Origin of the sequence: Terribacillus sp. 7520-G (assembly GCF_002271665.1) — a bacterium.
Lineage (GTDB): Bacteria > Bacillota > Bacilli > Bacillales > Amphibacillaceae > Terribacillus.
The window spans coordinates 1-15,238 of sequence record NZ_NQFP01000029.1; the positions used below are offsets into that span (position 1 = coordinate 1).

The window sequence follows — 15,238 nt, forward strand, 5'->3', positions numbered from 1 at the left end:
GTCCCAGCCTCCTTCTTCGATTTGAGATACTATTTCAGAAGGTGTTGTCGAAATAAGATATGTCGAGAGATCATCTCCATGATTATTCGAACTGTAGTGTTTAAAAGCCAAGTTTATGTCAGTTTCAGATTGATCGCTGTATATCAATTTAACAGCTGCTTCATCCTTATATGTACCCAGGACTCCTTCTTTTTGATTGTATTTTATATCAGTTATTTCTTGATCTTTAGAAATAGCCTGGATGAAATCCATGATTACATCACTGTTATTTACAGAGCCACCATTTAATATATCCTTAGAAAGACTTTCTGGTTCAAATTCTTGAATGAAGAGATCCTCATCCTTTAATCTCACTGCAGTAAACAAGAACGTTATGGCTCCTTCTACTGAATTATACTTCTCTGCTACTTCATCATTGTGTAAATGAATGTGGCCGCCGTCCCCAATCTTTTCTTCGTCCGCCCATTTATACAGATCTTCTTCCTGATTCATAACCGTTTGCATATCTTCTAATGTGTCAGCAGATGCTTGCTCAATGTTTATACTATCTGCTTCTTCATCTAAGCTGAAGAATATAAGCAACCCTATCATAATAAGCATCCAGGCACCTATAGAAGCTAAAACAAGCTTCCTTTTCATAATTCCCTCCTAGAATTGAACGTATTTTGCAGGATCTAATTTACCAGACTTGCTAGAATTCCATGCAGGAGAGTGTAGTTCAAAATGAAGATGCATACCTGTTGATTGCCCAGTATTACCCATGTAGCCTATAAACTGACCTTTTTTGACATTAGCTCCTGCTGATACCTTCCTCGAAGCTAAAATAGAGTTTCATACTGTTTTCCTTCTATATTGTGCCTTATGATAATTGTGTTTCCGTATGAGCTTGAAAGATATGATTTTAACTACTACTCCATCTGCAGATGCCACTACCTGTACATTAGATCTACCACCACCACCGATATCTATACCGTTGTGATAAGTTCCCCAACGAGGACCAAAAGTTTAAGTAATATCACCTGTTACCGGTCTCATAAAGGCACCAGAGGTTACTTGTGGTACATCGCCACCATTATTAGGGGTATAAGTCGCTTGTGATTTGAATTTGTTAGCGTTTTTTAGGACCTTATCGACATACCAGTTAGCATGGTTATAGTTATAGATAGCTCCTCTTTGATCGGAAGCATAATTACTCCCAGCCAAGTAATTGGCAGCTGTATGTATTGCATCTTCAATCTGCCATGGATCAGCCTTTCCATCACCATTCCCATCTACACCATATCCACCACCGGCTTTTTGAGGTAAGGAGCGAACTTGGCAAAGGAACGGAAATAGTCATAGCATTCGATCATGATTGAATGCCGGAATCCCTTTTCTGAACCCATGTCTGATTCCGATGATCCGGAGGAAGGGAAATCGATTCAGCGATGGTTCTGTATCTATCCAGGGAGATATTGTTTTTTAATGATGAAGAGATTGGAGGATATCCAATCTCTTTTTTGCTTATCTGCACCTGAAAATGCGATAGCCTAGTATATCTTTATACTGCTTTGTGATCTCCTGGTGCTTTTCCAATATCTCTAATAATGCGTCATCTATATCTTCCGAAAGTGTGAAATCGGCAGCATGCTGCTCGTCGATTTGTTCAGAGGAAGCTTGGTATGTCGTGCTGTCAATTTGTTGAAAACCAGCCTGTTTGAAGACGGTAAGCCATTCGGCTTCGGTCCATAATTGCGGGAAGGTGTAAAAATCCATGATGTGATCCCGTTCGGTTTCTGGAATCGGCTGTTCCAGTACGGTTTCGATTGCAAGTAAGATGCCGTTTGGTTTCAGGACTCTTTTGAGCTCTGGAATGGTGGTGCCGACATTGGTGAAAGCCAGCACGGATTCGGAAAGGACGATATCAAAATTCGCTTCCGGATAGGGGAGATTTTCGGTGTCCCCGAGTTTGATATCGACCGGTGAATCGAGGGAGTTGAATCGCTGCCGGGCTTTCTCCACCATGATGCCATTATTGTCCAGTGCACTGATGCTGCAGCCGTATTGCTGTGCGAGATGGGCGGCTGTTTGCCCGGTACCGCAGCCGATCTCCAGCATTGCTGTTTGTTCATTGATTTTTTCCTCGGACAGGATCTGCTTTGTTAGTCTCAGTCCTCCTGGATGGGCGCCGCCTACGCCAAACAGGGCTAAACAATCGAGGTATGTGTAATGCAAATGAATCCCCGCCTTTCCATGTAATAAGCTATGAGCGCAGGGGAGATTTGTGCTGTATGCAAAAGCAGGACGTGCTCTTCGTGAATAAATTGGTGTTGTGAGGAGGAGTGCTATGAGTGTAATCAGGACAGATGAATGGCTGCTTCATGATTATGAGGATCCAGTCGGGATGTGCGGGCAGCTGACAGAACATTTCCCGGGAGCTTCTGCTTCTGAAATATATGATTACCTCGTCAGGCATGGCATGTATCGCCCGCTGAAGAAGCGGGGGGAACAGCTGCTGGATCAGAAGGTGTGGGAGATAGTGAAGCAGGACGAGGCTTTCCTGCAGAAGGAATGGGGAGGTCCGGATATACCGATCTTTATCTTTCCATCAGATGTGCATAATGAATGGCTCCAAGCACAATTGGGAGGCAAGTCCGGGCTGGCTTTCGGTGATAAGCTTTTTTTATTTATCTCCCCGAAAAACACGGAAGAGGAAATAAAGGCAATATTTACGCATGAATACAATCATGTCTGCCGGCTGAATCACTTTGACAAAAAGGAAGGGATGTACACGCTGCTGGATACGATCGTATTGGAGGGGATCGCGGAAAATGCGGTCAGGGAAAGACTGGGGGAGGAGCTGACTGCAAGCTGGGCATCCTTTTATTCGGATAAGGAAATCGCCAAAATGTGGGCGGATTACATTCTGCCCAAGCGGCGGCTATTACGTGAGGAGCAGGAATTTCAAGCGATTTTATTCGGTCATCGTAAATATCCGAAGATGCTTGGTTATTGTGCCGGTTATCATGTAGTGAAAAGGTATATGGAGAGAAATAGCCTATCAAGCAAGGACTTGCTGCCTGTTGAAGCGGATGTGATTGCCGGCGGGAATTAATGGTGCATGGAGCTTAGTGGATATGGACGATGATCATGGAGTCAGGGTGCACCAAGTCCTGACTTTTCGTCATACCCACTTCTCCATGGCTATGATGCCGTTATCCTGGTCTGCTGAGATAAACATGCTTTAGTTGAATGGTCAAATCCAGAATAGGGAAAGCAAGGCTATTCCTGCAATGGCTCCCAAGGCCACTCCCCAGCCAAATCCCCAGCCGCCGCCATACCCCCAGCCTCCGTAACCGAAGCCGCCCAGGTTCCGGGAGCGGCCAAGTGGCTGCAAATATACTCGGTTCTGATCTACACGCTGAATGATTCCTCTATGGATTCTGCCATCATGGCATCGGATTTCAACTGCTTTACCGCTGTATCTTTGGCATAATGAACGATATCTTCCAACTGACATATCTTCACCCCCATAACGTTTTAAGGATTCAGGGTATTATATGTCCCAAATAAAATATCGCAGGGTACACGTATCTTAGGGGTTTAGCGGAATCTTGGTGTCAAGGGGATCGAGGTGCCATGCTGCAATCTGGATTTGACAAAAAATCCAACAAACATTAGAATGAACGGTAATCAAGCAAAATCTAAATAACTTAATAATAAAGCTATGAATGCTATGGATCACACTATAGCAGGAGCAGCTTCTGGAGAGACCGCTATTTGCGCGGCGCCGAAGGGTTCACAATCTCAGGCAAAAGGACAGAAGAGTATCGGATATGTATTTGTGTTTTGCAGCGCGCGCATGACCAATAGTATTTGTTATTCTTGTGATCAAGAGATTGGAGAACCTCCGATCTCTTTTTTTATTGGGTTTTTGAAGGAGGAGTAAGATTTGGCACAACAAGGGCTGAAAAGGGACTTATCAAATAGACATGTACAGCTGATTGCCATTGGCGGTACGATCGGTACGGGGTTATTCCTGGGATCCGGGAAAGCGATCCAGCTGGCTGGCCCATCGATCATCTTTGCATATTTGATTGTTGGCATTGCGCTGTTTTTTGTGATGAGGGCGCTTGGGGAGCTGCTTTTATCAAAGGCAGGCTATCAATCCATCACGGACATAGCCGAAGATTATCTTGGACCTTGGGCATCGTTTGTGACGGGCTGGACGTATTGGTTTTGCTGGATAATGACAGCGATGGCGGATGTGATTGCTGTCGGGGTGTATGTGAATTATTGGTTCGATATCCCGCAATGGGTACCTGCACTTATCTGCGTCATCGTTTTATTGGGACTTAATTTACTTACGGTCAAGCTGTTTGGGGAATTGGAATTTTGGTTCGCCTTGATCAAGGTGATCACGATCTTGGCCCTGATCGGTATTGGCATCGTGCTGCTGGTGATTGGTTTCCAGACAGATACAGGAGCCGTTTCGGTTGCCAATCTATGGGAGCACGGAGGACTGTTTCCCAATGGGATTCCTGGCTTCCTGCTCGCCTTCCAGATGGTCGTCTTCGCGTATGTCGGTGTGGAATTGATCGGTGTATCGGCAGCCGAAACTGCTGACCCAGCCAAGAATATCCCCTCGGCGATCAATAAGATACCGTTACGGATCCTATTTTTCTACGTGGGCGCACTTTTGATTCTATTGATGATAAATCCATGGACAGAGCTGAATGCAGCAGAAAGCCCATTCGTGAAGACATTCAGCTTGGTCGGCATTCCGCTTGCGGCAGGCATCATCAACTTTGTCGTATTGACATCGGCAGCATCTGCCGGGAACAGCGGCATGTTCTCCACCAGCCGGACTTTATACAACTTGAGCAAGCAAGGACAAGGTCCATCGCAGCTTGCCAAATTGAATAAAAAGCACGTCCCGGCGAACGCTTTATGGCTGTCGGCAATCGTTGTATCCGTGGGGGCGCTCTTAAGCAAACTCATCCCGGATCAAGCCTTCAGCATTGTCACGACTATCAGTGCCATCTGTTTTATTTGGGTTTGGAGCATCATTCTTATCTGTCATATCAAATATAAGAAAACCCGTCCTGCATTGCAGGCAAAATCAACGTTCAAGGCACCGTTTGCGCCATTTGTGAACTATGCTGTGCTGGCGATGTTTGCAGGGGTCCTCGTTATCATGCTGTCGGCGGATGAAACGCGGCCGGCGCTGCTGCTGACGCCTTTGTGGTTTGTATTGCTGCTTGGGCTGTATGGGGGCAGAAAGAAACGGTCTAATTAAGGTAATCGAATGATAGGAACAGCTTCCGGCAAATGGAGGCTGTTCCTATTAATCTATGATATAAGTTAAGTTGTCCATCCAATCTCCACTATAATAGATTCTAAATGAAATGAGCGGGAAGGCGGGTAAAAAATATGCAATTCTTGACGTATGAACTGGCTCAGGAAATTGTCGGACGTACGATGAAGATATTGAATCAAAATATAAATGTCATGAATGAAGAAGGGGTGATCATAGGCTCCGGGGAAAGGGACAGGATCGATCAGCTCCATACCGGCGCGCTGCTAGTCCTGGAAAAAGGAGAAAGCATGGAAATAGATGATGCCAGTGCCGCAGAAATGAAAGGGGCAAGGCCAGGTATAAATTTACCGATACTTTTTAACGATCAAGTCGTCGGCGTGATAGGTATCACAGGGGAACCAGAGCAGATCCGGAATTATGCCCGGCTGGTGAAAATGGCGGCAGAATTAGTGCTGGAGCAGTCGTTTCTATTGGAGCGGGTGCAATGGAAGCAGCGACTTCAAAGTGAGATTGTCAATCAGCTTATCGCAGAAGGGGACTTGAATGAGGCATCAATCAAGCAGCGGGCTGGATTCCTGGGGATGGATGTAGGATGTCCGAGATTTGCTATCGTGATGGAAAAAATGGATGATGCCCAAATTACCACGCAAGGGCTGATCGAGGCTGTCCAATATGAGATTGGCAGAAACGATTTCATCGGAGTCAGTTATAACGAGGAAATAGTGGTTCTGAAGGCGGCAGGATCGAAACGGGAAATGACTCATTTTTTGGAACGTCTGCAAAAGATATCTTCTGAAAATGTACGAATGGGAATCGGCAGGGTGGCGAATCAGCTAAACCAATTAAAAGCCTCCTTCTCCCAGGCTAAAAATGCCATCATGGTCGGGAGTAAGCTTGATCCGGATAGGAACTGCTTCCCATATGAAAAGTATCAATTGGAGATCATGCTGTCGAAAGTGATCCGGGAAGAGGATAAGAGTGCCTTTTCTTACTATGATAATCTGCTGGATCAAGGCAGGAAGGGGGAGCTGATCGATACATTGGAAGCTTATATAAGAGAGGGCGGGGAATTGAACAAGATTGCAGAAAGCTTGTTTATTCACCGGAATACGCTGAGGTACCGTCTTGATAAGATCGCGGAGCTGACTGGAAAGGATCCGCGGGATGCTAAGGATTTGATGGAGCTGTATATGGCGAAGCTGCAGTGTGATTTGAGCTGATTGTGCAAATGCACAACCGAAGTGGAGGTTTTCCGGGACTTTTTCATTCTCTTTCACGATGAATCCATCTTAGAAAACGCTTACAATTGGTGTATAACGATTACACATTGTGTGGAGGGAACAGCATGGACGTTACTGTAAGCGCTTTAGGGGCGATATGTGCCTTGATCATAGCTATTGTACTTATCTTGAAAAAAGTGCCGCCCGCATATGGGATGGTTGCCGGAGCTTTGATCGGAGGCTTGATCGGCGGTGTGAATATCACGGATACAGTCGCCTTGATGATGGAAGGGGCACAGGATATCATTCCGGCGGTGCTGCGGATTTTGGCTGCGGGTATCCTGGCAGGTGTCCTGATCGAATCGGGGGCTGCTTCCTCGATTGCGGAAACGATTGTCAAAAAAATCGGGGAAACACGTGCATTGCTGGCATTATCCATTGCTACGATGATCCTGACAACGGTCGGGGTGTTCGTGGACGTGGCTGTCATCACCGTCTCCCCAATCGCTTTAGCGATTGCCAAGCGAGCTAATCTATCCAAAACGGCCATTCTTTTGGCGATGATCGGCGGAGGCAAGGCGGGGAATATCATGTCGCCCAACCCGAATGCGATCGCTGCTTCTGATGCATTCGGTATCCCGCTTACATCGGTCATGGCTGCAGGAATCATCCCAGCTATTTTCGGTGTGGCTGTTACGTATCTTTTGGCAAAGCGGCTCGTCAAAAAAGGTACTGCGGTGGCAAGCCAGGATGTTGAAATGACAGATAGTACAAAGCTGCCTTTATTTATCACCGCATTGATTGCACCGCTCATCACCATCATCCTGCTCTCCTTGCGTCCTTTATTCGATATCGATATCGATCCGATGGTTGCGCTGCCGGTTGGGGGTATCATTGGTGCCATTGCAATGAAAAAGACCAGGAAGATCAATGAATATGCGATTTCTGGTTTGAGTAAAATGTCCGGAGTGGCCATCATGCTGCTGGGGACTGGAACGCTGGCGGGGATCATTGCCAACTCTGCATTGAAGGATGTCCTGATTGATGCGTTGAATGCCACTGGGCTGCCGGCTTTTGTATTGGCTCCTGTTTCGGGTATCTTCATGTCCGCGGCAACTGCTTCCTCAACGGCTGGTACGGCAGTGGCAAGCAGCGTCTTCAGCGGCACCATTTTGGATTTGGGTGTGTCTGCTTTGGCTGGGGCTGCCATGATTCATGCAGGTGCAACGGTACTGGATCACTTGCCGCACGGGAGCTTTTTCCATGCGACAGCAGGAAGTGTCCATATGGCCATCAAGGAGCGCCTGAAGCTGATGCCATACGAATCCTTGGTCGGGCTGACACTCGCGATCATTTCAACGCTTATATTCGGGATCTTTAAGTTCTTTGGTTAAGGGAGTTAACGCTAATGGAGAGGATGGATTACCATGAAAATTGTATTCGCCCCTGACTCTTATAAAGAAAGTTTATCGGCTCTGGAGGCTGCTGATGCAATGGAGCGAGGCTTTCAATCGGTCTTTCCGGATGCTGTGTATAAGAAAATGCCAATGGCGGACGGAGGGGAAGGAACCGTTCAGTCACTTGTGGATGCAACGAGCGGTAAAATCGAAGAACGATTTGTAACGGGTCCCTTGGGTAAGCCGGTCAAAGCATTCTTTGGCTTGATGGGGGATGGGGGAACAGCTGTCATAGAGATGGCGGCAGCATCAGGGCTGCATCTTGTGCCTGCGGCTGACAGGAATCCGCTGTTGACATCTACCAGAGGAACCGGGGAATTGATGGCCGCTGCTCTTGATATGGGCGTGCATCATATTATCATCGGACTTGGGGGCAGTGCGACAAATGATGGCGGGGCCGGAATGATTCAGGCCCTGGGGGGAAGGCTGCTTGACGAAGCTGGAAGAGAAATCGGTGACGGCGGCGGTGCACTCTCCCAGCTTGCTGCCATAGACTTGGCTGGTCTGGATGACAGATTGAAGGATGTCCTGATCGAAGTGGCCTGTGACGTGGATAATCCTTTGACGGGACCAAGGGGGGCTTCGGCGATTTTCGGTCCCCAAAAGGGCGCCACGCCGGAGATGGTGGAGCAGCTGGATAAGAATCTGTCCCACTTTGCCGATGTTGCAGAGCAAGCGCTTGGGAGCTCCTTCCGGGAGATAGAGGGCGTAGGGGCAGCAGGTGGACTTGGAGCGAGTCTGCTGGCTTTTCTGGATGCAAAGCTGAAAAGGGGAATCGATATTGTCCTGGATGCGGTGAACTTCGATGAAGCAGTCAAGGATGCCGATCTTGTCATCACGGGGGAGGGGCGGATCGATAGTCAGACGATTTACGGCAAAACCCCGATCGGCGTAGCGAAAGCAGCTAAAAAATATGGTGTTCCTGTAATCGGGCTTGCGGGGGCATTGTCGGAAGATGCTGATGTTGTGCATGAGCACGGAATTGATGCGCTTTTCACGATCGTTCCGGGTGTGGTGACACTGCCGGATGCATTGGAACATGCTGCAGATTATATGGAAAGAGCGGCAAGAAACATTGCAGCGACGATGAAGGCGGTTAAATCCAAGCAGCTATCATAGGATACAAAGAAAAGGATCGACCTGGTTAAGATCGATCCTTTTTGGTATTCAATCAATAAGCGCGAGCAAACCAAACGGTATGTTTTGCTTCTTTGCCGCAATGCAGGCAAGTGTGCTTTTCAGCCGGCGGGTTGAATGGGATATTTCGGGTTGTGAATTTCGTTTCTTCTTTTACTTTATCTTCACAAGCGTCATCGCCGCACCAGCCTGCCAGGATCCAGCCAGGAATTTGACCGTTTTGTTCAGACTCGGTCAGATGCTGTTTCAGCTGGTCCATTGTATCGATATGTGTATGGGAGTGCTCTGCGCGGAAAGCTTTGGCTTTTTCGAACAGGCGGGTTTGCATGGTTTCCAGCTCTTTTTGGATCGCTTCGACAATGCCTTCCAGAGGAACCGATACTTTTTCTTCTGCATCACGGGCTTTCATAAGCGCTTGATCATTATCCAAATCACGCGGGCCAAGCTCCATGCGTACTGGCACACCTTTTAGCTCCCATTCATTGAATTTGAAGCCTGGTGATTGATCGGAATCATCGAGACGAACACGGATGCCTTGGGCTTTCAGGGCTGCGAAAATCTCATCCAATTTCTCGATGATGGCAGGGTTTTTCTTCCATGGACCAACAGGAATCAAAACGACTTGTGTCGGTGCCACTTTCGGCGGTAAAACAAGTCCTTGTTCATCGCCATGAACCATGATCATCGAACCGATGAGCCGTGTGGATGTACCCCATGATGTAGTATGCACATGCGTGTGTTTATTTTCTTTGTTCAGATATTTGATATCGAACGCTTCAGCGAACTTGGTACCCAAGTAGTGGGAAGTCCCTGCTTGAACAGCTTTTCCATCCTTCATCATCGCTTCGATCGAGAATGTATCGACCGCACCGGCAAAGCGTTCGGATGGTGTCTTTTGCCCATCATAAACTGGAATCGCAAGCAAATCCTCCACGACTTCCTTGTATATGTTCAGCATTTGCATCGTTTCCTTGCGCGCATCCTCTTCATCCACATGAGCGGTGTGACCTTCCTGCCATAGGAATTCAGAAGTACGGATGAATGGGAGAGTTTTCTTTTCCCAGCGGAAGACATTCGCCCATTGATTGATCAACACCGGCAGATCCCGATAGCTCTTGATCCAATTGGAATATAAATGACCAATCATCGTCTCGGATGTCGGACGCAGCGCTAACCGTTCCTCCAGCTTCTCCCCGGCAGCCTCTGTCACCCAAGGAAGCTCCGGTGAGAAGCCTTCGATATGATCCTTTTCCTTCTGGAAGAAAGATTCCGGAATCAGCATAGGGAAGTAGGCATTGCGGTGTCCGGTTTCCTTGAAACGCTTATCCATCGCTTCCTGGATATGCTCCCAAATTTCATAGCCGTCGGGCTTGAATGCAATACTCCCGCGGACTGGCGTATAATCGACCAAATCGGCTTTTTGAATGGTATCGATATACCACTTGGTAAAATCATTTGTATTCTCGGACATCGTTGTTTCCTCCTAAGTAATATAAAAAAGCATAAAGCGTCCGAAAAGGACGTCTTTATGCTTGATAGACGTGGTACCACCTTCATTCGGCTTAATCATGCATTAAGCCCTCGCAGCGTCTGTAACGGAACGACCCGGTTAGGTTTGCCTAACATCTCCGTGGCAGGGTTCAATAAGAAGAGGTGATATAGCTCTCAGCCAAGGCTATATTTTCTGTTTCACGATCCTTATTTACTTGATCACATCATCGATTGCATATGTATAAATTAATATAGCAATAGGCGGCGGGGAATTCAATAACATTAAGTGCTGCACGGCAAAAAAAATATCCTTCCTGGGGTGCGGGAAGTCTGTCTTAAAGGAATGAAAAGGGGACAACAGCAGAGCATCATTGATAAATTCAGGATTGATTGCGATTATCTGAAGAAAAAAGAAGAAGCTCACCATCAACGATGAGCTTCTTTCCGTTATCTAGTTGAGGATATTTAAAGAAAATACTGCGCTGCCAAGATCTCCTTCTTTAACTGCATTTTCATTTTGATTCTGGTCAGAAAAGCCTGCTAAACCGCTCAGTATGATTGTGCCGATAAACAGAAATGAGAGAACTAGCTTTTTCATATAAAACCCTCCCTATTATAGTAGAGCCAAGGCATAGTATCTGGAAGCAAGTTCGTACTGATTACTTTCAGTATAATATTCTGCCAACTCCTTTGAAAACCTCCTTACATTGTAATTATCGTTAATTTTTGTAAAATAATCTATGCCTTCTTGCCATACGCTTTCAAAATTCAATTTATCTTCATATTTTTTGTGAAGCATGGCAAATTCCCACTTTTTCGCTGTATCATCCTTTTTGGTGCTTATGCTGAAACCTTCTGTGTACGTTTTCAGTGCTTTGGAAGTTTGATTGGTCTTCCAATAGCAATCAGCCAGCAGATATAAGATTTTTAAATGGATGCGTTCTTGATTTCCTTTCAGTGCTTCTTCAAGATAATGAATTGCCACAGCTGGAAGATTGCGTTTGACATACAGGACGCCAAGGTTGAGGTTCGATGAAGTGATGAAATTATGATTTTCAAGTCTCTTGAATGATGTCAAGGCTCTTTGGAGACATGCTTCTGCACGATCATACTTGTGTAAATCCGCAAAATTGAGCCCTTGCATCATTTCTGTACGGGCGAGTAAAAACTCTAATGTCTTATGGGGTCTAAAGGCCTCTGCTGCTCTCTCTCCATGAAGCACAGATAACGATGTAATGTCGAGATAAAAATACGTCATTGCCTTGCGGAGGTGAAATTCGCCTATCTCTGCCGGATCTTCTAATTGATCTAAATATCTTTCGGCTTTCTCGAAGCAGTTCAGTGCTTCCTGGAAACGATTTTCATCGTAGAAGATGATACCTTCTGCTATATGCAAGTGGTGGAGATGAATATCATGGAAGTGGTCAGTGTATTTTTTGGCGTCAGCAAGGGACATGGCAGCATGGACAGGATCTTTATTCATTAAATAGAAGCGGCTTTCCAGCAAGAAATAGGTGATAAGCGTACTGATATCGTAATCGGCGATCATGTTCTTTATATCCTGATGGATACTTGCAGCAGTATCTCTTTTATCTAATCGAATATTGATAGACCAGTTGTCCAATCGATCCACAATATCAGTATGATTAAAGATATTCTCTCCCATAGCGCGAAACTCCTTCAAAAAAGTTATTTATTGTTCGATTTTACCATTTTTTGTCGCATTTCATGGTGGGAATAATTGGATTTTCCGTGAGTGAATATTGCTGGTTTATATGCCTATCTTTCCTGATCTTCTTCATGCAGCAGCTGCCGGTCTTTCTGGTGGATAAATTATAAAACCAGCGTTACTAGAGTTGACATTACCCTTAATTACTGTAATAATAACTTTAATTTGAATACTGGTACCTTTAATTCAGTCCCGTGAGGCTGACAAGGACATTCGGAAACTATGCGGAGTAATGGGATAGCTATACCCTTATATCCCCATGTTCAAAGAGGCTTCCTGTCAGTGATGGCAGGAAGCCTCTTTTCTTTTTCCTCGGTACCAGTTTTAGTCTGACTAAAACAGGAGGAATCACAATGGAAAAGATAGATCATGATTTTTCTTTAAGGGAAGTACCTAAATCGCATCGAAACGGTTTTTGGAGGATGCTCATGGTAATGCTTGGGTTTACCTTCTTTTCCGCGAGTATGATAGCGGGAGGAACGTTGGGACTAGGATTATCCATGACGCAATTCATCTGGATTGTACTGGCAGGAAATTTAATTTTAGGTATATACACAGGCGCGCTCGCTTATATCTCGGCGAAAACTGGCCTCTCCACACATTTATTGACACGCTATGCATTTGGTGAAAAGGGATCTTATGTATCTTCTTTCCTGTTGAGTGCTACACAAATCGGCTGGTTCGGTGTCGGAGTGGCAATGTTCGCTGTGCCAGTTCAAAAGGTGACCGGAATTGATACTGCTATATTGATTGTTATTTTTGGATTATTGATGACAGCTACAGCTTTCTTCGGAATGAAAGCTCTAACGATTTTAAGCTTTATCGCTGTCCCGGCAATAATTGTCCTGGGTGGATATTCTGCTTTTGGGGCAGTGAATGATATTGGCGGCTTGGATATGCTTATGCAGCATAAGCCCACCGAAGTGCTGGGTACAGCGGCAGCACTGACAATCGGTGTCGGTTCGTTCATCAGCGGGGGAACGTTAACACCGGACTTCACTCGATTCGCGAAGAGCCCAAAAGTGGGTGTCTCTACGACAGTTATCGCATTTCTTATCGGAAATTCCCTTATGTTCGCGTTCGGTGCAATTGGCGCAATCGTTACAGGTCAGTCGGATATTTCAGAAGTGATGTTCATGCAAGGGCTTATCATACCGGCAATTATCGTCTTGGGCTTGAATATTTGGACGACAAACGATAACGCGATCTATGCTGCGAGCCTGGGAATCTCCAACATTACTAAAATCAAGAAAAACAAAGTGGTTATCGTAAATGGTATTATCGGCACAATCTTGGCTATGTGGCTGTATAACAATTTTACAGGTTTTCTTACAGCGCTAGGGTCTGTATTACCGCCGATCGGCGCCATTTTGATTGCGGATTATTTCATCGTACGCCGCGGGAAGTATCCGGAGTTCGACACGATGACATTCAAAGCAGTGAATTGGAATGCGATGGCAGCGTGGGCTGTCGGGGCCGGCGCAGCGAAGTTCCTGCCGGGTATACCGCCGCTGAATGGATTGATTGGTGCGGCGGCAGTATATGTGGTTCTTTCAATCATTACAGCAAAAGCAGCGGAAGCGAAACTAAATCTCAATGTGGAAAAGGTGACAGAATCATGATTATTACAAATGCGAAGCTAAGAAATAGAGAAGGACTCTGGCAAATACGAATCACAGAAGGAAAAATCGAAAGAATCGCTCCATCGATCGAATCAAACCGTGACGAGCAAATCATGGATGTGCAGGGCAACCTGGTACTGCCGCCATTTATTGAACCGCATATTCACCTGGATACAACGCTGACCGCAGGCGAGCCGAACTGGAATGAAAGCGGGACATTATTTGAAGGCATCCAGCGCTGGGCTGAGCGCAAAGAGCTGCTGACGCTGGAGGATGTGAAAACGAGGGCGAAGCAAGCATTGAAATGGCAGATTGCCCAAGGCATCCAGCATGTCCGGACGCATGTGGATGTCACGGACCCGAATTTGACAGCATTGAAGGCATTGCTGGAAGTGAAGGAGGAGATGGCTGCTTATGTGGACCTGCAGCTTGTGGCTTTTCCACAGGAAGGCATCCTCTCTTATCCAAGCGGGGAAGAGCTGCTTGAAGAAGCACTCCGCATGGGAGCCGATGTCGTTGGAGGAATCCCGCATTATGAATTCACTCGTGAGTACGGCGTGGAATCCTTACAGAAAGCCTTTGAATTAGCGGAAAAATATGACCGTCTCGTAGACATCCATTGTGATGAAATCGACGACGAACAATCCCGATTTGTCGAAGTAGTGGCAGCCGAGGCATATCGATACGGCATGGGAGAACGAGTGACGGCCAGCCATACGACGGCCATGGGCTCTTATAACGATGCCTATACTTCCAAGCTCTTCCGATTGCTCAAACTATCCAATATCAACATGGTTGCCAACCCATTGGTCAATATACACCTTCAAGGGCGCTTCGACACGTATCCGAAACGAAGAGGAATCACAAGGGTGAAGGAGCTGACAGAAGCTGGAATCAACGTCAGCTTTGGACATGATGACATCTTCGATCCATGGTATCCGCTGGGAACAGGCAACATGCTGCAAGTCCTGCACATGGGCATCCACGTCACACAGCTGATGGGCTATGAACAAATCGTTAATTCCATCGATATGATCACAGCAAATAGCGCAAAAACGCTGCACATCGAAGACAAATACGGCATCGAAGAAGGAAAGCCTGCCAACTTGATCGTGCTGGAAGCAGAGAATGAATACGAAGCGATCCGGAAGCAGGCGGCTGTTCTGTATTCTGTACGGAATGGTGAGGTTATTGCGGAGACGAAGCCGAGGGATACGAAATTGACGCTAGCTGGTAATATTGAAAGAATAACATTTTCTAAATAAATATGATGTAATGATTAT

General features: G+C 46.2%; 15 protein-coding genes, 1 riboswitch and 1 other annotated feature. Of the genes, 7 read left to right on the forward strand and 8 right to left on the reverse strand.

The window, feature by feature from the left end; all coding sequences use genetic code 11:
* The 4 genes from CHH53_RS10915 to CHH53_RS10930 all read right to left on the reverse strand — a co-directional run.
* A partial coding sequence (locus CHH53_RS10915) for a hypothetical protein (RefSeq protein ID WP_143594492.1) occupies positions 1-639 on the reverse strand: 639 nt, incomplete at its 3' end.
* 9 nt (positions 640-648) lie between these two features.
* Entirely contained in the window at positions 649-825 is a 177-nt protein-coding gene (locus CHH53_RS10920; protein ID WP_095216167.1) for a M23 family metallopeptidase, read from the reverse strand.
* A gap of 180 nt (positions 826-1,005) precedes the next feature.
* Positions 1,006-1,236: a lysozyme family protein gene (locus CHH53_RS10925; protein ID WP_095216168.1), complete on the reverse strand. Its 231-nt coding sequence runs from the start codon at positions 1,234-1,236 to the stop codon at positions 1,006-1,008.
* A 267-nt stretch (positions 1,237-1,503) separates the two neighbouring features.
* A complete protein-coding gene (locus tag CHH53_RS10930; RefSeq protein ID WP_095216169.1) occupies positions 1,504-2,214 on the reverse strand; it encodes a class I SAM-dependent methyltransferase in 711 nt (236 codons plus the stop codon).
* A gap of 112 nt (positions 2,215-2,326) precedes the next feature.
* On the opposite strand from CHH53_RS10930, the gene CHH53_RS10935 reads away from it, so the two are divergent.
* Entirely contained in the window at positions 2,327-3,094 is a 768-nt protein-coding gene (locus CHH53_RS10935) for a DUF2268 domain-containing putative Zn-dependent protease (protein WP_095216170.1), read from the forward strand.
* Positions 3,095-3,235: 141 nt separating this feature from the next.
* Here the strand turns inward: CHH53_RS10935 and CHH53_RS10940 are convergent, their stop codons facing one another.
* A complete protein-coding gene (locus CHH53_RS10940; protein WP_095216171.1) occupies positions 3,236-3,499 on the reverse strand; it encodes a hypothetical protein in 264 nt (87 codons plus the stop codon).
* A 234-nt stretch (positions 3,500-3,733) separates the two neighbouring features.
* A riboswitch (glycine riboswitch) is annotated at positions 3,734-3,812 on the forward strand.
* A gap of 119 nt (positions 3,813-3,931) precedes the next feature.
* Between CHH53_RS10940 and CHH53_RS10945 the strand changes: the two genes are divergently transcribed.
* From CHH53_RS10945 to CHH53_RS10960, 4 genes are all read left to right on the forward strand, one after another.
* A complete protein-coding gene (locus tag CHH53_RS10945) occupies positions 3,932-5,278 on the forward strand; it encodes an amino acid permease (protein ID WP_095216172.1) in 1,347 nt (448 codons plus the stop codon).
* A gap of 134 nt (positions 5,279-5,412) precedes the next feature.
* The gene (locus CHH53_RS10950; protein ID WP_095216173.1) at positions 5,413-6,519 is read left to right on the forward strand and encodes a CdaR family transcriptional regulator; all 1,107 of its coding nucleotides are present in this window, start codon (positions 5,413-5,415) and stop codon (positions 6,517-6,519) included.
* A 125-nt stretch (positions 6,520-6,644) separates the two neighbouring features.
* Entirely contained in the window at positions 6,645-7,913 is a 1,269-nt protein-coding gene (locus CHH53_RS10955) for a GntP family permease (protein ID WP_095216174.1), read from the forward strand.
* Positions 7,914-7,946: 33 nt separating this feature from the next.
* Complete coding sequence (locus tag CHH53_RS10960) at positions 7,947-9,095, forward strand: glycerate kinase (RefSeq protein WP_095216175.1); 1,149 nt, start codon at positions 7,947-7,949, stop codon at positions 9,093-9,095.
* A gap of 52 nt (positions 9,096-9,147) precedes the next feature.
* Here the strand turns inward: CHH53_RS10960 and proS are convergent, their stop codons facing one another.
* The 3 genes from proS to CHH53_RS10975 form a co-directional block, all read right to left on the reverse strand.
* Positions 9,148-10,584: a proline--tRNA ligase gene (gene proS, locus CHH53_RS10965; protein ID WP_095216176.1), complete on the reverse strand. Its 1,437-nt coding sequence runs from the start codon at positions 10,582-10,584 to the stop codon at positions 9,148-9,150.
* Positions 10,585-10,626: 42 nt separating this feature from the next.
* Positions 10,627-10,841, reverse strand: a binding site (T-box leader).
* Between the two features lie 214 nt (positions 10,842-11,055).
* Positions 11,056-11,202 carry a hypothetical protein gene (locus CHH53_RS17375; protein WP_158221545.1) on the reverse strand — a complete coding sequence of 49 codons (147 nt, stop codon included), beginning with the start codon at positions 11,200-11,202 and terminating at the stop codon, positions 11,056-11,058.
* A gap of 15 nt (positions 11,203-11,217) precedes the next feature.
* A complete protein-coding gene (locus CHH53_RS10975) occupies positions 11,218-12,270 on the reverse strand; it encodes a tetratricopeptide repeat protein (RefSeq protein ID WP_095216178.1) in 1,053 nt (350 codons plus the stop codon).
* A 416-nt stretch (positions 12,271-12,686) separates the two neighbouring features.
* Between CHH53_RS10975 and codB the strand changes: the two genes are divergently transcribed.
* Positions 12,687-13,955 carry a cytosine permease gene (gene codB, locus CHH53_RS10980; protein WP_095216179.1) on the forward strand — a complete coding sequence of 423 codons (1,269 nt, stop codon included), beginning with the start codon at positions 12,687-12,689 and terminating at the stop codon, positions 13,953-13,955.
* Positions 13,952-15,220, forward strand: a complete 1,269-nt coding sequence (locus tag CHH53_RS10985) for a cytosine deaminase (RefSeq protein WP_095216180.1) — start codon at positions 13,952-13,954, stop codon at positions 15,218-15,220. The genes codB and CHH53_RS10985 overlap by 4 nt, the downstream gene beginning before the upstream one ends.
* Positions 15,221-15,238: the final 18 nt, after the last annotated feature.